Origin of the sequence: Streptomyces sp. NPDC048338 (assembly GCF_043201055.1) — a bacterium.
GTDB lineage: Bacteria > Actinomycetota > Actinomycetes > Streptomycetales > Streptomycetaceae > Streptomyces.
The window spans coordinates 24,162-42,546 of the sequence record NZ_JBICYQ010000005.1; the positions used below are offsets into that span (position 1 = coordinate 24,162).

General features: G+C 72.5%; 19 protein-coding genes. 9 read left to right on the plus strand and 10 right to left on the minus strand.

Features of this window, described 5'->3' with window-relative positions; genetic code table 11:
* Positions 1-11 precede the first annotated feature (11 nt).
* The 5 genes from ACGFZF_RS13385 to ACGFZF_RS13405 form a co-directional block, all read right to left on the minus strand.
* Positions 12-1,799, minus strand: coding sequence for an FAD-dependent monooxygenase (locus tag ACGFZF_RS13385; RefSeq protein ID WP_393553806.1), 1,788 nt, complete (start codon positions 1,797-1,799; stop codon positions 12-14).
* A 161-nt stretch (positions 1,800-1,960) separates the two neighbouring features.
* Positions 1,961-2,881, minus strand: coding sequence for an amino acid ABC transporter permease (locus tag ACGFZF_RS13390; RefSeq protein ID WP_393553808.1), 921 nt, complete (start codon positions 2,879-2,881; stop codon positions 1,961-1,963).
* Complete coding sequence (locus ACGFZF_RS13395; RefSeq protein WP_147976701.1) at positions 2,878-3,525, minus strand: amino acid ABC transporter permease; 648 nt, start codon at positions 3,523-3,525, stop codon at positions 2,878-2,880. Before ACGFZF_RS13395 ends, ACGFZF_RS13390 begins: the two co-directional genes overlap by 4 nt.
* A 123-nt stretch (positions 3,526-3,648) precedes the next feature.
* The gene (locus ACGFZF_RS13400) at positions 3,649-4,566 is read right to left on the minus strand and encodes a glutamate ABC transporter substrate-binding protein (protein ID WP_147976702.1); all 918 of its coding nucleotides are present in this window, start codon (positions 4,564-4,566) and stop codon (positions 3,649-3,651) included.
* A 62-nt stretch (positions 4,567-4,628) separates the two neighbouring features.
* Positions 4,629-5,417 carry an amino acid ABC transporter ATP-binding protein gene (locus tag ACGFZF_RS13405; RefSeq protein ID WP_393553810.1) on the minus strand — a complete coding sequence of 263 codons (789 nt, stop codon included), beginning with the start codon at positions 5,415-5,417 and terminating at the stop codon, positions 4,629-4,631.
* A gap of 274 nt (positions 5,418-5,691) precedes the next feature.
* On the opposite strand from ACGFZF_RS13405, the gene ACGFZF_RS13410 reads away from it, so the two are divergent.
* Positions 5,692-6,396 carry a response regulator transcription factor gene (locus ACGFZF_RS13410; protein WP_356604295.1) on the plus strand — a complete coding sequence of 235 codons (705 nt, stop codon included), beginning with the start codon at positions 5,692-5,694 and terminating at the stop codon, positions 6,394-6,396.
* A 17-nt stretch (positions 6,397-6,413) separates the two neighbouring features.
* Positions 6,414-7,811 carry an ATP-binding protein gene (locus ACGFZF_RS13415; protein WP_393553811.1) on the plus strand — a complete coding sequence of 466 codons (1,398 nt, stop codon included), beginning with the start codon at positions 6,414-6,416 and terminating at the stop codon, positions 7,809-7,811.
* A 73-nt stretch (positions 7,812-7,884) separates the two neighbouring features.
* Here ACGFZF_RS13415 and ACGFZF_RS13420 read toward each other — a convergent pair whose 3' ends face one another.
* Positions 7,885-8,880: a TAXI family TRAP transporter solute-binding subunit gene (locus ACGFZF_RS13420; RefSeq protein WP_393553813.1), complete on the minus strand. Its 996-nt coding sequence runs from the start codon at positions 8,878-8,880 to the stop codon at positions 7,885-7,887.
* A 146-nt stretch (positions 8,881-9,026) separates the two neighbouring features.
* A complete protein-coding gene (locus ACGFZF_RS13425) occupies positions 9,027-9,758 on the minus strand; it encodes a LysR substrate-binding domain-containing protein (protein ID WP_393553815.1) in 732 nt (243 codons plus the stop codon).
* Between the two features lie 23 nt (positions 9,759-9,781).
* Here ACGFZF_RS13425 and ACGFZF_RS13430 point away from each other — a divergent pair, with 23 nt between their 5' ends.
* A complete protein-coding gene (locus ACGFZF_RS13430) occupies positions 9,782-9,919 on the plus strand; it encodes a hypothetical protein (RefSeq protein WP_393553817.1) in 138 nt (45 codons plus the stop codon).
* A gap of 374 nt (positions 9,920-10,293) precedes the next feature.
* On the opposite strand, the gene ACGFZF_RS13435 is transcribed toward ACGFZF_RS13430, so the two are convergent.
* Complete coding sequence (locus ACGFZF_RS13435) at positions 10,294-11,175, minus strand: LysR substrate-binding domain-containing protein (protein ID WP_393553819.1); 882 nt, start codon at positions 11,173-11,175, stop codon at positions 10,294-10,296.
* 103 nt (positions 11,176-11,278) lie between these two features.
* Between ACGFZF_RS13435 and ACGFZF_RS13440 the strand changes: the two genes are divergently transcribed.
* From ACGFZF_RS13440 to ACGFZF_RS13465, 6 genes are all read left to right on the plus strand, one after another.
* On the plus strand, positions 11,279-12,619 hold the full coding sequence (locus tag ACGFZF_RS13440; RefSeq protein WP_393553821.1) for a four-carbon acid sugar kinase family protein: 1,341 nt from the start codon (positions 11,279-11,281) through the stop codon (positions 12,617-12,619).
* Between the two features lie 4 nt (positions 12,620-12,623).
* A complete protein-coding gene (gene pdxA, locus ACGFZF_RS13445) occupies positions 12,624-13,721 on the plus strand; it encodes a 4-hydroxythreonine-4-phosphate dehydrogenase PdxA (protein WP_393553823.1) in 1,098 nt (365 codons plus the stop codon).
* A 291-nt stretch (positions 13,722-14,012) separates the two neighbouring features.
* Positions 14,013-14,675, plus strand: coding sequence for a HisA/HisF-related TIM barrel protein (locus tag ACGFZF_RS13450; protein ID WP_393553825.1), 663 nt, complete (start codon positions 14,013-14,015; stop codon positions 14,673-14,675).
* A gap of 101 nt (positions 14,676-14,776) precedes the next feature.
* The gene (gene miaB / locus ACGFZF_RS13455; RefSeq protein ID WP_393553827.1) at positions 14,777-16,309 is read left to right on the plus strand and encodes a tRNA (N6-isopentenyl adenosine(37)-C2)-methylthiotransferase MiaB; all 1,533 of its coding nucleotides are present in this window, start codon (positions 14,777-14,779) and stop codon (positions 16,307-16,309) included.
* 32 nt (positions 16,310-16,341) lie between these two features.
* Positions 16,342-16,671 (plus strand): hypothetical protein, encoded by a 330-nt coding sequence (locus ACGFZF_RS13460; protein ID WP_393553829.1) that lies wholly within the window; start codon positions 16,342-16,344, stop codon positions 16,669-16,671.
* Positions 16,672-16,791: 120 nt separating this feature from the next.
* The gene (locus ACGFZF_RS13465; protein ID WP_393553831.1) at positions 16,792-17,499 is read left to right on the plus strand and encodes a class III extradiol dioxygenase subunit B-like domain-containing protein; all 708 of its coding nucleotides are present in this window, start codon (positions 16,792-16,794) and stop codon (positions 17,497-17,499) included.
* 128 nt (positions 17,500-17,627) lie between these two features.
* Here the strand turns inward: ACGFZF_RS13465 and ACGFZF_RS13470 are convergent, their stop codons facing one another.
* The gene (locus ACGFZF_RS13470) at positions 17,628-17,888 is read right to left on the minus strand and encodes an antitoxin (RefSeq protein ID WP_393553833.1); all 261 of its coding nucleotides are present in this window, start codon (positions 17,886-17,888) and stop codon (positions 17,628-17,630) included.
* Between the two features lie 58 nt (positions 17,889-17,946).
* Complete coding sequence (locus ACGFZF_RS13475; protein ID WP_393553835.1) at positions 17,947-18,348, minus strand: hypothetical protein; 402 nt, start codon at positions 18,346-18,348, stop codon at positions 17,947-17,949.
* Between the last annotated feature and the right edge of the window lie 37 nt (positions 18,349-18,385).

Here is an 18,385-nt window from a genome sequence, read left to right on the forward strand (position 1 = left end):
GCCCGTGACGGTCAATTGACGTCCGCGGTGCGGTCCCTCGTTCCCGACGTCGGCCCCGGCCGGGAGCCCCGCCCGGCGGCCTTCCCGGACCGTGCGCCGGACACCGGCCCGGCCCCGGCTCCCGCCTTCTCGGCTCCCGCCGCCCCCGCTCCCGGCCCGGGCGTTCCGGTTCCCTCGGCCGCGGCCACCGGTCCCGGGTCCCCGGACCCCGTGACCGCGCCGCCGCGGGCCGCGTCCGTCGCCGCGTACAGCTCCTCGGGCCGCACCCCGGAGAAGGCCGCGACCAGGTGCCCGTCCGGCCGCACCAGGAGCACGGCGTGCGCCGCCGCCCCCGGGTAGGCCTCGGTCACCAGCAGCTCCGCCCGCGCGGGCAGCGCCCGGACGGCCTCCGCGAGCCGCGGCATCACGCCCGCGCTCATCCAGTGCCGCCGGTCCCACACGCCGGTGCCGGGTGCGACGAGCACCACCAGGAACCGTCCCTGCCCCAGCCGGTCCCGGAGCCGGACCGTCGTGCCGTCCGGAGCCGTCACCCGGACGTCCTCGACCGGGGCGCCCGCGCTCGTGGCCACCGGCGTCTGCGTCACGGCGTCCGGAGGCGCGAGGGGGGAGTGCGGGTATGCGGGGGGCGCGCCCAGCGGGCCGCGCCCCAGGTGGCCGTCGGTCAGCAGGGTGTCGTGGCCGCGGGTACCGCCGGGGATGTACGTCCGCAGGCCCCCGCCGCCGCGCAGCACGGGCAGCGACTGGTCGGCGGCCCGCAGCCGCGAGGCGACGGCGGCGCGCCGTTCGCTCTGGTAGCTGTCGAGCAGGGTGTCCGAGCCGCCGTGGTGCCAGGCGTGGGCGAGTTTCCAGGCGAGGTTGTCCGCGTCCCGCAGTCCCTCGTCGAGTCCCTGGGTGCCGACCGCGCCGAGCAGGTGCGCGGCGTCGCCCGCGAGGAAGACCCGGTCCACCCGCCAGCGCCTGGCCAGCCGGTGGTGCAGCGTGTGGACCCCGGTGTCGATCAGCTCGTACGGCGGCGTCGCACCGTCGCACCAGCCGGCGAGGGTGTCGCGGATCCGGCTGACGAGGGCGTCGGGGGTGACCAGGTCGCCGCGTGGCGGGAGCAGCCAGTCGATCCGCCAGATGCCGTCGGGCAGCGGCCGGGCCGCGATCTCGTCGCCGCCGCCCCGCCACGGCGGCTGACGGTGCAGCAGTGCCTCGCCGGGCCAGGGGAGTTCGGTGCGCAGTGCGGCCACCGCGTGGCGTTCCACCGCCGTCCGCCCCGGGAAGCGGATGCCGAGCAGCTTGCGCACGGTGGAGCGGGCGCCGTCGCAGCCCACCAGGTGGCTGCCGCGCCACCAGGTCGCGCCGGGTCCGCGGGTGTGTGCGGTGATGCCGCCGGCGTCCTGCTCGATCATGTCGAGACGCGCCTCGGTGACGAGCTGGACGAGTTCCTGTCCGGCGATCGCGGCCCGCAGGCCGCGCGCGAGGGCGTGCTGAGGGATGTGCAGCGGAGCGGGCGGGCCCGCGACCGCGCTCTCGTCGCCGCGCAGCCCGAGGTTCAGTGCGATGTGCCGCATCTGTTGCTTGCGTCGCAGGGAACGCCAGCCGACCCAGCGGACCCCTTCGTCACGCAGCGTGGCGCAGCCGAGCCGCTCCACCATCGCCGCCATGTCCTCGCGCAGTACGACGGAACGCGCCGGACGCGGTTCCTCCTTGCCCGGGCCCTCGTCGAGTACGACGCTGGGGACGCCCTGGGCTGCCAGGGCAAGGGAGAGCGCGAGGCCCACGGGCCCCGCGCCGACGATGATCACCGGGTCCACGGCGTGGCTCCTGAAGGCCGTTCGGTCATGCGGGAAGCACAGCGAAGTGTGGCGCGAGCCCGGTGCATGGTCACAGAACGTATGCAACCCACTGCGGGTGCGTGCGTCAAGTGACGGGGGCAGCGGCGACCGCCACTGCCCCCGGATGATGTCACATACTGTCAGTTCTTCGTGATGCCAGGCTCGTCGGCCGGGGCTTCGCCCGGCTGGGAGGGAATCTGCACGGCTTCGCTGGCACCCGCGAGCGTCGTGACGCCGGCCTCGGAGACGGCGATCCCGGTCTTGGCCCGGCGGCCCCGCTTCTCGATCCAGGTGGCGAGGGCGGAGAGCGCGAGACACATCGCGATGTAGATCGTGCCGATGACGACGATCGTGGAGACGTACGGGTACTGCCCGTTGACCTGTGTGTTGGACGCGATCAGCCGGGCCGTCTGGAGCAGCTCCGGGTAGAGGATCACGAAGCCCAGCGAGGTGTCCTTCAGGGTGACCACCAGCTGGCTGATGATCGTGGGAAGCATCGCCCGGACCGCCTGCGGCATCAGGACGGTCGTCATCACCTGGGTCTTGCTCATGCCCAGGGCGTACGCGGCCTCCCGCTGGCCCTTGGGCACCGCGTTGACGCCGGCACGCAGCACCTCGGCCTGGACGCAGCCGTTGTAGATGGACAGGCCCAGCGCCAGCGCCCACATCGAGTAGTCGGTGAGGAAGCCGACCCAGACGGCGTAGATCGTGATCAGCAGCGGGATCGAGCGGAAGACCTCGATGAAGCCGGTGGCCACCACGCGGATCGGTGCGTGGTCGGAGAGCCGGGCCACGGCCAGCAGCACGCCGAGGACGAGGGAGCCGACGGCGGCGAGACCGAAGGCCTTCAGCGTGGCGAGCACCGCGTCGGCGATGTTCTGCCGGATGCCCGCGTAGTTGAAGATGTCCCACATCTCGGGGGCGAGGTGCCCCTTCTCGTTCAGCCGGACGACGCTGACGGCGATCAGGGCGACGATGGCGACGCTGCCCAGCACGGCGAGGATCCGGTTGCGGACGCGCGCCTTGGGGCCGGGGGTGTCGTAGAGAACGCTGGCACTCATCGGGCGACCTCCATGCGGCGCTCCAGGAGTCGGAAGATCCCGCTGATGGTGAACGTGATGACCAGGTACGCGGCGGCCACCCAGACGAAGATCGGGGCGATGGCGTAGCCCTGTTCGCTCATCAGCGTCTGCCAGCCGAAGAGTTCGGTGACGCTGAAGGCGCCGGCGATGGCCGAGTTCTTGGTGAGCGCGATGAAGATCGAGCTCAGCGGCGGCAGGACGGTCCGCGTGGCCTGCGGCAGGACGATCATCCGCAGCGTCTGCGCGAAGGTCATGCCGAGCGAACGGGCGGCCTCGGCCTGGCCGAGCGGCACCGTGCTGATGCCGGAGCGGACGGCCTCGCAGACGAACGCGGAGGTGTAGAAGCCCAGCGCGAGCGAGCCGAGCACGAAGGGGCTCATCCCCGGGAAGAGGATCTCCGGGACCACGAAGAGCGAGATGAGGAAGAGCAGGGTCAGGGGAGTGTTGCGCAGCAGCGTGACCCAGAGGGTGCCGAAGTAGCGCAGCGGCGGCACGGGCGACACCCGGAAGCCGGCGACGACGACGCCGAGGAGCAGCGCGATGACCGAGCTGACGGCGGTGATCGACACGGTTCCGATGAAGCCGTCGCGGAACTCCGGGAAATGGTCGAGCAGTACGTTCATGAGGTCTCCGCGTCGGCGGTCGGCGTCCTACGGTCGAGGCGTGCCAAGGCTTACGGGCAAGGCGTGCGGGCAGGGGGAGCGGCGCCCCGCACAGCGGTACGGGGCGCTCGTCTCACCTGAGGATCAGTAGCGGTTGATCGCCGGCGGCTCGGTGTACGCGGAGCCGGAGAGGCCGAGGGTGGCCTCGTAGATCTTCTTGTACGTGCCGTCCTTGATGCGCGCGTCCAGGATGTCGTTGATCTTGTCGCGCAGGACCTTGTCGTCCTTGTTCATGCCGATGCCGTAGGGCTCCTCGGTGAACGGCTTGCCGACGACCTTGAGCTTGCCGGCGTTGGCGGCGGCGTAGCCCTTGAGGATCGAGTCGTCCGTGGTGACGGCGTCGACCTGCTTGGTGACGAGCTGCTGCACGCAGTCCGAGTACTTGCCGAGCTCGACGGTCTGGGCGCCGTACTCGGGCTTCTTGATCTCCTGCAGCGGGGTGGAGCCCGTGATCGAGCAGACCTTCTTGCCCTTGAGGGTGTCCGGACCGGTGATCGCGGTCTCGTCCTTGCGGACCAGGAGGTCGGCGCCGGCCTTGTAGTACGGGCCCGCGAAGCCGACGAGCGCCTTGCGCTTGTCGTTGATCGTGTAGGTACCGACGTAGTAGTCGACCTGGCCGGTGGAGATCGCCGTCTCACGGAGCTTGGAGTCGACGGTCTTCCACTCGATCTTGTCCGCGCTGAAACCGAGCTCGGCCGCGATCATCTTGGCGATCTCGATGTCGAAGCCGGACCGCTCCTTGGTGGCCTGGTCCTCGAAGCCGAGGTACGGCTGGTCGGCCTTGGAACCGAGGATCAGCTTGCCGCGCTTCTGGGCCTCCTTGAAGACCGGCGACTCCAGCTTCACGTCGGTGGCGACGGTGTACGTGGGCAGCTGGGGCGCGGTCTTGTCGCCGGGCTTCACGGCGGGCTTGTCGCCGGCGGAGCCCTCCTTGCCACCACACGCGGTCGCGGTCAGGGCGAGCACGGCGACGGCGACGGCCGCGGTCTTGCGGAGCTTCATGGTGAACATCCCTTGGGTCGTGGGTTGTTGATCGGCAGGGTGAAGCATGCGGGAAGGCGCCGTCAGTGGTGCAGGATTTTCGACAGGAAGTCCTTGGCACGGTCGCTGCGCGGGTTGTTGAAGAACTCGTCGGGCGTGGCCTGTTCGACGATCTTCCCGTCCGCCATGAACACCACGCGGTTGGCCGCGGAACGGGCGAAGCCCATCTCGTGGGTGACGACGACCATCGTCATCCCGTCGCGGGCCAGCTGCTGCATGACCTCAAGGACCTCGTTGATCATCTCGGGGTCCAGCGCCGAGGTCGGCTCGTCGAAGAGCATGACCTTCGGGTCCATCGCCAACGCCCTCGCGATGGCGACACGTTGCTGCTGTCCGCCGGAGAGCTGCGCGGGGTACTTGTCCGCCTGGGTGCCGACACCCACCCGGTCGAGCAGCGTGCGGGCCTTGGCCTCGGCCGCCTTCTTCTCCGTCTTGCGGACCTTGACCTGGCCCAGCATGACGTTCTCGAGCACGGTCTTGTGCGCGAAGAGATTGAAGGACTGGAAGACCATGCCGACGTCGGCGCGCAGCCGCGCCAGCTCCCTGCCCTCCTGGGGCAGCGGCCGGTCGTCGATCGTGATGGTGCCGGAGTCGATCGTCTCCAGCCGGTTGATGGTGCGGCACAACGTGGACTTGCCGGACCCGGAGGGCCCGATGACGACCACGACCTCGCCACGGGCGATGGTCATGTCGATGTCCTGGAGCACATGCAGCGCGCCGAAGTGCTTGTTCACGTTGGACAGCACGACCAGGTCGCCCGCCGCCGCCGGTACGGCGTCTTCCGAGCCCTTGGTCACTGACACTCCGCTCATCGGCTTCTAGCTCCGTCCTCCTCGGTTGGCAAGGACACTAGGCACCCGGTGCGACGAGCGTCATCACATCTGAGCGGAAATTGAGGATAACGATCCGGCCGCAACCGGACACACTGGGTGAAGGGGACGGTGCACGGCGTACCGGCTCCATAACGGAAACCCGGGCGCGCCAGGGGGACACTTGACGGAGATGCCGCTGATCGGCGTTCATGCCAAGGTGCCCTGCTGGTAGACAGGGATCCACCACGAGATCACCGAGTTACGGAGGAGGGTCATGAGACTGCTGCTCGTCGAGGACGACGACCACGTCGCCGCGGCCCTGTCCGCGGTGCTCGCGAAGCACGGCTTCACCGTCACGCACGCCCGCAACGGCGAGGAGGCGCTCCAGGCGGTCCTGCCCGCCGCGCACGGCGAGCGTCCCTCGTACGGGGTGATCCTGCTCGACCTCGGTCTGCCCGACCAGGACGGCTACCAGGTCTGCGGCCGCATCCGGAAGCTCACCAGCACTCCGGTGATCATGGTGACGGCGCGTGCCGACGTCCGCTCGCGCATACACGGCCTCAACCTCGGTGCCGACGACTACGTGGTCAAGCCCTACGACACCGGCGAACTGCTGGCCCGGATCCACGCCGTCAGCCGGCGCACCGCGAACGGCGACGAGGCCGGCTCCGCCGGCGACGAGGCCGCCCTGCGGCTCGGCGCCGTCACCATCGAGCTGCCCACCCGGCGCGTCAGCGTCGAAGGCGCTCCCGTCCAGCTGACGCGCAAGGAGTTCGACCTGCTCGCGCTCCTCGCCCAGCGGCCCGGTGTCGTCTTCCGCCGCGAGCAGATCATCAGCGAGGTCTGGCGCACCAGCTGGGAGGGGACCGGCCGCACCCTGGAGGTGCACGTCGCCTCGCTGCGCTCCAAGCTGCGGATGCCCGCGCTGATCGAGACCGTGCGAGGCGTCGGCTACCGCCTGGTCGCCCCGGCCGCCTGACCCCTCCGGACCACTTCGTGCGCACCCGCCTGCTTCCGCTGCTCATCGTCCTCATGGCCGGGGTGCTGCTCGCTCTCGGCTTCCCGCTGGCCGCCAGCCTCGCCGCCTCCGAGCAGCAGCGCGTGGTCGTCGACCGGCTCGACGACGCGGCGCGCTTCGCCGCCCTCGCCCAGTTCGTCCGCGAGACCGACCCCGGGCTCGACGAGCGCCGTGCCACCCTGGGCGGTGAACTGGCCAGCTACCACGACGTGTACGGCATCCGTACCGGCATCTTCTACCGCAACAACCGGTCCATGGCCGCCGCACCCGAGGACTGGGTCGTCCCCTACCAAGGGGAAGGCCGCCGGGCCTTCCAGGAGGCACTGCTCGGCCGCCGCAGCCACGATCCACCGCAGGTCTGGCCCTGGCAGGACGAGGCCCGGCTCACCATCGCCTCCCCGGTGGTGCGCGACGGCGACGTCGTCGCCGTCGTCGTCACCGACTCGCCCACCGGACAGCTGCGTTCGCAGATCCTGCGCGGCTGGCTGATCATCGTCGCCGGTGAGTTCGCCGCGATGCTGCTCGCCGTCGGCGCGGCGTTCCGGCTCACCGGCTGGGTGCTGCGTCCCGTGCGCGTACTGGACGCGGTCACCCACGACATCGCCACCGGCCGCATGAAGTCCCGCGTCGCCGCGGCCGGCGGCCCGCCCGAACTGCGCCGCCTGGCGCATTCGTTCAACGAGATGGCCGACAACGTCGAGGACGTCCTGGAGCAGCAGCGGGCGTTCGTCGCGGACGCCTCCCACCAGCTGCGCAACCCGCTGTCCGCATTGCTGCTGCGCATCGAGCTGCTCGCGCTCGAACTCCCCGAGGGCAACGAGGAGATCGCCTCCGTCCGCACCGAGGGAAAGCGGCTCGCGCAGGTCCTCGACGACCTGCTGGACCTGGCCCTCGCCGAGCACGCCGACGCCGATCTGCGGCTCACCGACATCGGCGCCATGGCGTCCGAGCGGATCGCCGCCTGGCGCCCGCTCGCCGAGGAGAAGGGTGTCCGGCTGAGCGGCGAGGTCCGGGCGGCGGCCGCCTGGGTGGACCCGGTGGCCTTCTCCAGCGTCCTCGACGCGGTCGTCGACAACGCGCTGAAGTTCACCCCGGTCGGCGAGCAGGTCACCCTGGCCGTGTCCCTCGGCGCCGAGACCTGCACGATCGTGGTCGCGGACGGCGGCCCGGGGCTCACCCGGGAGGAGCTCGACCGGGTCGGCGACCGCTTCTGGCGCAGCGGCCGCCACCAGAACGTCAACGGGTCCGGCCTGGGCCTGTCCATCTGCCGGACGCTGCTGGCCGCGGGCGGCGGCTCCATCGGCTTCGCGCCGAACGAGCCGCACGGGCTGCGCGTGACGGTCACCGTGCCGAGGACGGCGCCGCAGGGGCGCTGAGGGGCAGCGGGGTCGGGCGGACGGGTGGGCCGCACGTGCGGGTGCCCTCAGGGGCTAAGGGGTGTCTTGCCCCTTAGGGCTTCACGGACCGGTAGTAGCGCCGCGCGCCCTCGTGGAGCGTCAGCGGATCGGTGTAGATCGCCGTGCGGAGGTCCACCAGCTGGGCCGGGTGCACCTGGTTGCCGATCCGGTCACGGCTGCCGATCACCGTACGCGTGAAGCCCTCGACGAGGGCCGGGTCGGCGTCGTCCGTGGTCACGAGGAGGTTCGCCACCGCCAGCGTCTCCACCTGCTGCCCGTCCTGCGCCTTGCCGTAGGCGTCCGCCGGGATCACCGCGGAGCGGTAGTGGCGGTTCGACTCGCCGACGTCGTGGAGATTGGCCATCAGGGCCGCGTCCAGCGAGACCAGCCGGACCGGAAGACGCTCGGAGAGCGTCTGCACGGCCGACGTGGGCAGACCGCCCGACCAGAAGAAGGCGTCCAAGCGCTTGCGCTCCAGCAGCTCCGGCATCGTGTCGATGCCCGCCGAGACGGGCTTGATGTCGCGGTCGAGCAGCCCGCCCGCCGCGAGCACCCGCTCGGCGATCAGCCGCACGCCCGACCCCTGCTGTCCGACGCCGACCCTCAGCCCGCGCAGATCGGCCACGGACTGCACGGCGGAACCCTTGGGGACGACGAGCTGGACGTAGTCGTCGTAGAGCCGGGCACAGCCGCGCAGCCGGTCGAAGCCGGGCTTCCGGTCCCGCTGGTAGTGCGCCACCGCGTCGGCCGTGGCGATCGTGAAGTCGGCTTCGCCGGTGGCCACGCGCGCGAGGTTCTGCTGCGAGCCCTCGCTGTCCTTCAGGGCTATCGAGACGTCCGGAAGATCACGGGCGAGAGCCTGCTGCAGCAGCTTCCCGTACCGCTCGTAGACCCCGCTGGGCACGCCCGTACTGAATGTGACGCTGCCGCTCGGCGCCGGAGTACCGAAAGGAACCAGCCACCACACCAGCAGCCCGCAGACCACCAGAACCGCGGCCGAGACCTGGAGGGCGCGGCGGCGGGTGGCACGGGAGAGGGAGGCGAGCATGGCGCGATCCTGCCAGCTCACCGCCTCCGATGGCCAGGCCCCTCCGCTCCGGCCGGGGACTCCGAGCCGGATCCTCGGCTCGATCGGAGGGCGCGGCGGGGCGTGGACGGGGGAGGGGCGGAGAGTTCGCCGGGGCGATCGCCGGATCACATCGGGTGCGGATCGGCGGGTACGGGCAGGGCGTCGCGCAGTACGTCCAGCAGCGCCCGGGCGGCGGGCGAGGCCGGTCCCTCCGTCCGCCAGGCCAGCGTGACCCGGCCCCGTGCGCGCGGCTCGTCGAGCGGGCGCGTCCGCAGTCCGAACGCCGCGGCCGCCGCCTCGGACAGGGCGGGGACCACCGCGACCCCGAGCCCGCGCGCGGCCAGCTGCGCCGGCAGCTGCGGCGCCGCCGCCTCGAAGGCCACCTGAGGGCTGAAGCCGGCCCCCGCGCAGATCCGCTCCAGCACCCCGCGCACCCCGGTTCCGCGCGGCAGGCAGATCAGCCGCCGGTCGCGCAGCGCCGCCACGGGCAGAGGGCCGCTCCCGGCGGCCAGCGGATCGTCCGCGGCGACGGCCGCGACCAACGGTTCGTCGATCACCAGGCGCAGTGACAGCCCTGCCGGAGGGTCGGGCTCCGCGAGGCCGACGAGCGCGATGTCCAGCTCACCGGCCCGCACGGCGGCCAGCATCCGCGCAGAGGTGTCCTCGGTCAGCGCGATCTCCACCGCGGGGTGGGCCGTGTGGAAGCCGGCCAGCAGGCCCGCCACGTCGAAGGCGTGGCCGGTGCCGCACGAGACGAGTCCAAACGTCACCCGGCCGCGCAGCAAGCCCGTGAAGTCGGCCAACGTCTCCCGCACCGCGTCGGCGGCCGCCAGCGCCGCCCGGGCGTACGGCAGCACCGCCGCCCTTCGGTGGGTACCCGATGGCGCTCGCCCACGATGTGGTCCACGGTCTCGACATCACGACCGCCCTCGGCCTGGACCGGCGCGTCCCGGAGGACCGCCTCCGCACGGTGCTGGCGCAGGTCGGCCCCCGGGGGGGCGCGCTTCTTCGGAGCTGACCTCAAGGGGGTCAGGCTGCGGGCGGTCGACCTGGACTGGTCCTTCGGGACCGGTTCCGACCTCGCCGGCTCCGCGCAGGACCTGCTCCTGGTCGCCTTCGGCCGCCGCGTGCCGGATGGCCGCCTGGAGGGCGAGGAGGCGGCTCGCTTCGTCGGAGGGTGGGTGGGCGGACGGTGAGCTGCGGGGTGGCGAGCGGATGGGCGGCGGGTCGGTGCGCGAGCGGACGGTGAGCGGGCGGGTGGCGGGTCGGTGCGCGAGCGGATGGTGAGCGGGCGGATGGTGAGGTGGCGGGTCGGCGGGCAGGCGGACCCGCCGGTTCGGACGGGCGTGCTGCATGCCCCACGCGTGGAGACGTCCGCCTCCGCGGGGTGCGTCAGAGCTCACCCGCCTGATCACGCAGCCATCCGAGGAGCAGGGCGACCCGGTCGTCCTGCTCAGGTGGCCGTGGGCTGAGCAGGTGGTACCCGGTGCCGTCGGCCATGAGGCCGAACGGTGCCACCAGTTGGCCGTTGACGAGGTCGTCGTGGACCAGCGCGTACGGGCCGATCGCGACGCCGACGCCCGCGACCGCGGCCTGGAGCGCCAGGTAGAAGTGCTCGAAGGTCTGCTGCGCGGCGCCCTCGACCCGCCGGCGGGTGAGCCGCTGCCAGTCGTCCCACGCACCCGGGCGTGTGGCCGCGTGCAGGATCGTCACACCGGCGAAGCCCTGGGCCCCGGTGATCCGTTCGGCCAGCTCCGGGCTGCACACGGGGCCGATCCGCTCCAGGAAGAGCGGCGTCCGGCTCACCTGGCCGGGCACGGGGAAGTCGTCCCGGCGCAGGGCCACGTCGACGGTGTCCCCGTCGAAGGAGACCGGCCCGCCGCCCGCCGACAGGTGCACGGTGAGTCCCGGCACCCGCGCCGCCAGGTCGGGGAGCCGCGGGATCAGCCAGCGCATCAGCAGCGTGGGCTCGCAGGACAGCGCCAGCGGGCCGCCCCGTTCCCGCCGTGAGACCTCACGCGCCGCCGTGTCGAGTCGGTCGAGCGCGTCACGGACGGCGGCCGCCAGCCGGCGCGCCTGCGGAGTGGGGTGGAGCACCCGGGTCCCGCGCTCGAAGAGCGGGGTGCCCAGGGCCTTCTCCAGGTTCTGGATCTGCCGGCTGACCGCGCCGTGGGTGACGTGGAGCTCCTGGGCGGCACGGGTCATGCTCGCGTGCCGCACGGTCGCCTCGAAGGGGAGCAGGGTGTTCAGCGGGGGGAGGTCGGGCCAGCGCATGTGTGAAATCTACTCACGTATCGGGTGAGAAGGAATCGCTTGTCGGGGGGCTCCGGGGGCGCCAATGTGGAAGCGTCACCGACCGGCGGACCGAGGAGCACACATGACGAGGAACGTACCGAACACCCGCATGAACAGCATCGTCGTCCTCGCGGACGACCTCACGAGCGCGGGGGACGGTGCCGCGCCGTTCCGCAGGGCAGGGCACCGGGCGCGGGTCCTGCTGCCAGGGCAGGTGGACGACGATGTGATCCCACCTCACGACGCCGAGGGGGTGGTCGCCGTCGATCTCGGCAGTCGGCTACTGGGTTCGGCCGTGGCCGGGGCGCTGACCGAACGGGCGGCAGCCGCCCACGCCGGGGCCGATCTGCTGATCAAGACGGTCGACTCCACGCTCCGGGGGCACATCGCGGTGGAGATCCGCGCGGCCCGCGAGGGCTCGGGGCGACGTGCCGTCGTGATCGCGCCGGCCTTTCCGGCCGAGGGCCGGACCACGGTCGCCGGCGTCCAGCACGTGCGGGGCGTTCCGGTCCACGAGAGCGAGTTCGCCCGGGACCCGGTCCACCCGGTCGTCACCTCGGACCTCACCCGCCTGCTTCCCGAGGCCGAGGTCGTGGACGCGGGGGATCAGGAGGAGCTGGACCTTCTTCCCGAACTGCTCACCAGAGGAGGGGTGTTCGTGTGCTCCGCCGTCACGGACGCCGAGCTGGACCGGCTGGTGGCCGCGGTGCCCCGCCCGGGCGACGTGCTCTGGGTCGGCTCTCCCGGCCTCGCCGCCGCGCTGGCCCGTCACCACCCGCGGATCCCCGGAGCGGCCGCGCTTCCCCGACTTCCCGCTGCGCAAAGGCCGTTGGTGGCCGTAGGGAGTGCGCATCCGGCGACCCGGCGTCAGCTGGAGCGCCTGCGTACGCGCCCGGAGGTGACGGTCGTCCACACCGGCTCCGGTTCCGGAGTCGACGGCCATGGCGACGGCGGCGCGACCCCTAGCGTCGGCACCGGCGCGGACCCGAGATCGGGCGGTACCGATCCCGAAGCCGGCTCGGAGGCGTTGCGCGGTGCCGAAGGTCCGGCCGCCGCCGAGGCCCTGCGGCGTTCGGCCGCTCCCGTTCTGGTCGTGCACACCCCTGACGGGCGGTGCGACCCTGCGGAGGCGGAGTCTCTCACCGACGAACTGGCCGTCTCGGCAGCGCGGTCGGCGGGGGAGGGACTGGCCGACGGACTGCTCGTGACCGGTGGCGAGACCGCCGCCGCGGTGCTCGCGGCCCTCGGCGCCACGGGCATCGAGTTGTTCGACGAACCGGAGCCGGGGATCGCCCGCGGCGCGCTGCTCGGCCCGCTGCGGATCCCCGTCCTGATCAAGGCAGGGGGCTTCGGCGACGACACCACGCTCGAACGGCTCACCCGACTGCTGATCTCCGGCGGCGACAGCACGGCGAGGGGGTGACCGCGTGCGGACGCCGACCACACCCCTGGCCCTCACCATGGGCGACCCGAACGGCATCGGACCCGAGATCACCGTCAAAGCGTGCGCCGACCCCAGGCGCCGACCGCCCGTCGTCGTCATCGGCGATCCGGACGCCCTCGACCGAGCCGCCCGCACCACGGGCGTACGGCTCAAGGTGCGACCGGTCGACACCGTGGCCGCCGCCGTCCACCGCCCCGGCGTCCTGGACGTCCTCGCCGAGGGCGCGCTGCCGGCGGACCTGAGGTCCGGCACCGTCGACGCCCGGGCCGGTGCCGCGTCCTTCCACTACGTACGTCGCGGGATCGAACTGGCCCTGCGCGGCGAGGTCCGGGGCATCACGACGGCGCCGATCAACAAGGAGGCACTGAGACGAGCCGGGCTGCCCTACCCCGGGCACACCGAGATCCTGGCCGAGCTGTCGGGCACCGGCGACTACGCGATGATGATGGCCAACGGCGAGCTGCGGGTCGTCCTGGTCACCGTCCACCAGTCCCTGCGCACCGCACTCGACGCGCTCACCACGGCCCGCGAACTCGACATCGTGCGGCTCACCCACCGCACCCTTCGAGGCGGCGGCATCGCCCGTCCCCGGATCGCCGTCGCCGCGCTCAACCCGCACGCGGGGGAGAACGGCCTCTTCGGCCGCGAGGACCTCGACATCATCGCCCCGGCGGTCCGTGCCGCCCGGAGCGAGGGCATCGACGCCTCCGGGCCCTGGCCGGCCGACACCGTCTTCATGCGGGCCCGCGCCGGCGAGTTCGACGCCGTCGTCGCCCAGTACCACGACCAGGGCCTCATCCCCGTGAAGTACCTGGGCCTGGAACACGGCGTCAACATCACCATCGGCCTCCCGTTCGTACGCACCAGCGTCGACCACGGCACCGCCTTCGACATCGCCGGCAGGGGCACCGCCGACCACACCAGCCTGCTCACCGCCCTCCACCAGGCCGACGAACTCGCTGCGGGCGTCACCGCGCCCGAGGCCGCCGATCCGGCCGACGACGGGTCCGGCGCCCGGAGCCGTACCGACGCCCCGTCCGACGACGCGAGCGCCCCGTCCGGCCCCATACCCGGCCGCTGACCGTCGGGCTGCCGCTGCCGCTGCCGCTGCCGCTGCCGCTGCGCCTGCCGCAGCTGCGCCCGTCCGCGTCCGCCGCAGGTGGTCGCCACCTACACCCGGCACCCGCCCACCTCCGGCCGTATCCGCCCGCGGGTGTGGGCCGCCGCCCCCGGCCGCCTCCGCGCACCCGCACCCGCACCGGCCGCGTAGGACGGCCACGCAGGTGTCCGGCGTACCCGCCCCACCGCCCACCCGTCCGCCCGTCACTCACGGTCACTCATAGTCACCCACGAAGGAACCGGAGACCGCCCTGTGGATTTCATCTTCATGCTCACCCGCGCCGACCGGACCGTCCCGGACTGCCTCGACGTACTCGAAGCCGTCGGCGACCTCGGCATCGGCCATATCGGCTTCAAGGACGTCGGCGTCGACACCGCCACCCTCGCCCTGCTCCACCGGAGCATCAAGGAGCGAGGGGCGACCAGCTACCTCGAGGTCGTCAGCACCACCCGTGAGCAGGCCCTCGCCTCCGCGCGGACCGCGATCGACCTCGGTGTGGACCGGCTGATGGGCGGCACCTGGGTCGACGAGACCCTCCGCCTCCTCGACGGGACCGGAATCGAGTACCTCCCCTTCGTCGGCGAACCCCTCGGCCACCCCACTCGCCTCGCCGGCACCCCGGAGCGAACCGCCGAGGACTGCCGCCGGGCGGAGGCGGCCGGCTGTGCCGGCGTGGACCTCCTCGCCCATCGCGCCACCGACGCCGACCCGCTCGACCTCGTCCGGGCCGCCCGAGCCGCCACCACCGGCCGGCTCGTCGTGGCCGGCGGCATCACCAACCACACCCAGGTCCGCGACCTGGCCGAGGCCGGAGTCGACGCCTTCACGATCGGCTCGGCCGCCTTCGCCGGCTCCCTGAGACCGGACGCGGGCACCCTCCGGGCCCAGCTCGCCGAGGTCGGCGCCTGGTGCTGACCAGGGTCCCCGGGGCGCTCGCCGAGGCGTGGCCGCCTCTGAACCGCGGCGGCGGGCCGTCGTCGTCCGGGACCTCCCGGCGCCCCCCTTACCCTTGAGGGATGACCAGCAGCAGCGACCGGACCGGAGCAGTGGACGAAGTGGGCGTTTCTCGAACCTACGAAGTGCGCACCTACGGGTGTCAGATGAACGTCCACGACTCCGAGCGGCTCTCCGGACTGCTGGAGAACGCCGGCTACGTCCGAGCCCCCGAGGGCTCCGACGGAGACGCCGACGTCGTCGTCTTCAACACCTGCGCGGTGCGCGAGAACGCCGACAACAAGCTCTACGGCAACCTCGGCCGCCTCGCGCCGATGAAGACCACGCGCCCGGGCATGCAGATCGCCGTCGGCGGCTGCCTGGCCCAGAAGGACCGCGAGACCATCGTCAAGAAGGCGCCCTGGGTCGACGTCGTCTTCGGCACGCACAACATCGGCAAGCTGCCGGTCCTCCTGGAGCGCGCCCGCATCCAGGAAGAGGCGCAGATCGAGATCGCCGAGTCGCTGGAGGCGTTCCCCTCGACGCTGCCCACCCGGCGCGAGTCCGCCTACGCTGCCTGGGTCTCGATCTCCGTCGGCTGCAACAACACCTGCACCTTCTGCATCGTTCCGGCGCTGCGCGGCAAGGAGGAGGACCGCCGGCCCGGCGACATCCTCGCCGAGATCGAGGCCCTGGTCGCCGAGGGCGTCTCCGAGATCACCCTCCTCGGCCAGAACGTCAACGCGTACGGCTCGGACCTCGGGGACCGTGAGGCGTTCTCCAAGCTGCTGCGGGCCTGCGGGCAGATCGAGGGCCTGGAGCGGGTCCGCTTCACCTCCCCGCACCCGCGCGACTTCACGGACGACGTGATCGCGGCCATGGCCGAGACCCCGAACGTGATGCCGCAGCTGCACATGCCGCTCCAGTCCGGCTCGGACACCGTCCTGCGGGCGATGCGCCGCTCTTACCGACAGGATCGCTTCCTCGGCATCATCGAGAAGGTGCGGGCGGCCATCCCGCACGCCGCCATCTCGACCGACATCATCGTGGGCTTCCCCGGCGAGACCGAGGAGGACTTCGAGCAGACGATGCACACGGTGCGCGAGGCGCGGTTCGCCAACGCCTTCACCTTCCAGTACTCCAAGCGTCCCGGGACCCCCGCGGCGGACATGGAGGGGCAGATCCCCAAGGAGGTCGTGCAGGAGCGCTACATGCGCCTCGTCGCCCTCCAGGAGGAGATCTCCTGGGAGGAGAACAAGAAGCAGGTCGGCCGCACGCTGGAGGTCATGGTCGCGGAGGGCGAGGGCCGCAAGGACGGCACCACGCACCGCCTGTCCGGCCGCGCCCCCGACAACCGGCTGGTGCACTTCACCAAGCCGGAGTCCGAGGTCCGCCCCGGCGACGTGGTGACCGTGGAGATCACCTACGCCGCCCCGCACCACCTGCTCGCCGAGGGCCCGACGACCTCCGTGCGCCGCACCCGCGCCGGCGACGCCTGGGAGAAGCGCACGCAGGAAGCCGCCGCGAAACCGGCCGGTGTCCTGCTCGGCCTGCCTAAGATCGGCGTGCCGGAGCCGCTGCCGGAGGCCGCCGCGCCTGCCTGCGGCAGCCACTGACCGCGGACACGACCGCACACGAGGGGGCCGGGATGGGGAAGTGGATCGTCGTCGCGCAGTACGGCAAGGGGGAGACGTACGTCACCGAAGTGGTGCGCCGGCTCACCGGTACGCGCGACGAGGCCCTCGAGGAACTGCGCGCCGCCACCCTCGCTTACGGGGCACCGATGCGTGAGAAGTGGCGTGAGGTGTACCGCTTCCCCGGCGGCGACAGCTACCTGGTGGTCGTCAAGGGCGCGGTGTCCCTGACGGAGTACAGGCTCGGCATCGCCGAGCAGGTCTGGGACTCCAATGACCCCACGGTCGCGAAGACGGTCGCGGCGGCCGAGAGGACCCCGCAGGACGCGCCGCCGGCGAGCTGACCCTCCACCGCCCGTCGGCGGGGGGAGGCACGCGGGCCCGGAACGACGCGTTCGGGGCCCCACCCGCACCCCCGGCGGCGTCCCCGCTCAGGCGCCCGCCGTCGCAGTAGGCTGCGGATCATGCTTGTCGCCGCCGCCGTATGCCCCTGCCCCCCGCTGCTCGTGCCCGACGTCGCGACGGGGGCCGCACCCGAACTCGACGCCGCGCGCACCGCCTGTGCCGACGCCGTGGGCCTGCTCGCCGCGTCCCGGCCCGATCGCCTCTACGTCGTCGGCCCGGCGGACGAGGGCGCCCGCGGCGTCTTCCCGGCCGGTTCCGCCGGGTCCTTCGCGGGCTTCGGCGTCGACCTCTCCGTCCGCCTCGGCGACGGCCCCGCCGGTGAGCGACCGCTGCCCGCTTCCCTCGCCGTCGCCGCCTGGCTCCTGGAACGCGCCGCCTGGACCGGCGCCCCGGTCGAGGGCCTCGGAGTCGGCGAACCGCTGGAGGCGGCACGTTGCGCCGCGACCGGCCGCGAGCTCGCCGCCTCCGCCGGGCGGGTCGCCCTGCTCGTCATGGGCGACGGCAGCGCGTGTCGCACGCTCAAGGCCCCCGGCTATCTGGACGACCGAGCCGCGGGGTTCGACGCCGAGGCCGCGCGGGCGCTGGGCACGGCCGACACGGCCGCCCTGCTTGCGCTCGACGAGGACCTCGCGTACACGCTGAAGGCCGCGGGCCGCGCTCCCTGGCAGGTGCTGGCGGGCGCCGCCGATGGCACCGGCCTCGACGGCCGCCTCCTGTACGAGGACGCCCCCTACGGCGTCGGCTACTTCGTCGCCGCCTGGTCCTAGGGGGCGTCTCGCCCCGCTCGCGGGGCTCCGGCGTGCCCCAGCGGCACACGGCGAACGGCGGGCGACCGCGCAGCGCCCGGCTGCGCGGTCGCCCGCCGTGCGGACGGACGGTCAGGTGGTGCCGGGCCTCAGGCGGTCGGCGGCGGTGTCGGGTTCGGGCCCCCGCCCTGGGCGCCGTCGTCCTTGTGGGAGATCCGGCCCAGGGCGTGCTTGGCCTTGTCGGTACCCGACTCGATCTTGTTGCTGTACTTGCCCTTGGTCTTCTCGTCGACCACCTTCGCGGCCTTGTCCAGGCCATGGTCGATCTTGTCCCCGTGCTGCTGCGCGAGGTCGGAGACCTTGTCCTTGGCAGGGGCGAGCTTGGCCTTCAGTGAATCCAGGAGACCCATGGGCCACCTTCCCTCCGGTGAGTCCGCCCGCCGAGTCGAGGCGAGCGGAGCCGTGTCGCTACTTGCGGGCGCTTTCGCCGGCCTCGTTGTCCGCGGCCTCCTCGGCCGACTGCTGCTTCGGGATCTCCACGACCTCGACCGCCTCCGGGGCCTCGGCGACGGTGCCGTTCTCCAGCCGGTCGACGGCCTCGGCCGAGTCCCCGGTCCCGGCGGTGTCCGCGTGCCCGGACGGCTCCGCGGGCTCCTCGGCCGTCTCCTCGTCCGCCGTCCCGTACGCGTCCGTCCCGGCGTCCTCGAAGGTCTCGGAAGCGGCGCCGGAAGGCCGCGAGGTGACGTTCTCCGCCCCGGTCATCTCCTCCGCCGTCTCCTCGTCCGCCGTCAGGGTGACGGTCCGGTCCTCGTCCGTTGACGCCTCGGCAGCTTCCTTGCTCTTACGGCGAAACAATGCGAAAACGCCCATTTCCACTCCATAGCGTACTCGTGCGGGAGAAGCGCCG

Excerpts from the sequence above, each read along its gene's own strand:
- ACGFZF_RS13395 (WP_147976701.1), bottom strand. The coding sequence starts at position 3,525 with ATGAACGTACTGCTCGACCATTTCCCGGAGTTCCGCGACGGCTTCATC.
- ACGFZF_RS13465 (WP_393553831.1), top strand. The coding sequence starts at position 16,792 with ATGCTTGTCGCCGCCGCCGTATGCCCCTGCCCCCCGCTGCTCGTGCCC.
- ACGFZF_RS13470 (WP_393553833.1), bottom strand. The coding sequence starts at position 17,888 with ATGGGTCTCCTGGATTCACTGAAGGCCAAGCTCGCCCCTGCCAAGGAC.
- ACGFZF_RS13405 (WP_393553810.1), bottom strand. The coding sequence starts at position 5,417 with ATGAGCGGAGTGTCAGTGACCAAGGGCTCGGAAGACGCCGTACCGGCG.
- ACGFZF_RS13440 (WP_393553821.1), top strand. The coding sequence starts at position 11,279 with ATGACGAGGAACGTACCGAACACCCGCATGAACAGCATCGTCGTCCTC.
- ACGFZF_RS13435 (WP_393553819.1), bottom strand. The coding sequence starts at position 11,175 with ATGCGCTGGCCCGACCTCCCCCCGCTGAACACCCTGCTCCCCTTCGAG.
- miaB (WP_393553827.1), top strand. The coding sequence starts at position 14,777 with ATGACCAGCAGCAGCGACCGGACCGGAGCAGTGGACGAAGTGGGCGTT.
- ACGFZF_RS13430 (WP_393553817.1), top strand. The coding sequence starts at position 9,782 with ATGGCGCTCGCCCACGATGTGGTCCACGGTCTCGACATCACGACCGCC.
- ACGFZF_RS13410 (WP_356604295.1), top strand. The coding sequence starts at position 5,692 with ATGAGACTGCTGCTCGTCGAGGACGACGACCACGTCGCCGCGGCCCTG.
- ACGFZF_RS13400 (WP_147976702.1), bottom strand. The coding sequence starts at position 4,566 with ATGAAGCTCCGCAAGACCGCGGCCGTCGCCGTCGCCGTGCTCGCCCTG.
- ACGFZF_RS13420 (WP_393553813.1), bottom strand. The coding sequence starts at position 8,880 with ATGCTCGCCTCCCTCTCCCGTGCCACCCGCCGCCGCGCCCTCCAGGTC.
- ACGFZF_RS13390 (WP_393553808.1), bottom strand. The coding sequence starts at position 2,881 with ATGAGTGCCAGCGTTCTCTACGACACCCCCGGCCCCAAGGCGCGCGTC.
- ACGFZF_RS13460 (WP_393553829.1), top strand. The coding sequence starts at position 16,342 with ATGGGGAAGTGGATCGTCGTCGCGCAGTACGGCAAGGGGGAGACGTAC.
- ACGFZF_RS13475 (WP_393553835.1), bottom strand. The coding sequence starts at position 18,348 with ATGGGCGTTTTCGCATTGTTTCGCCGTAAGAGCAAGGAAGCTGCCGAG.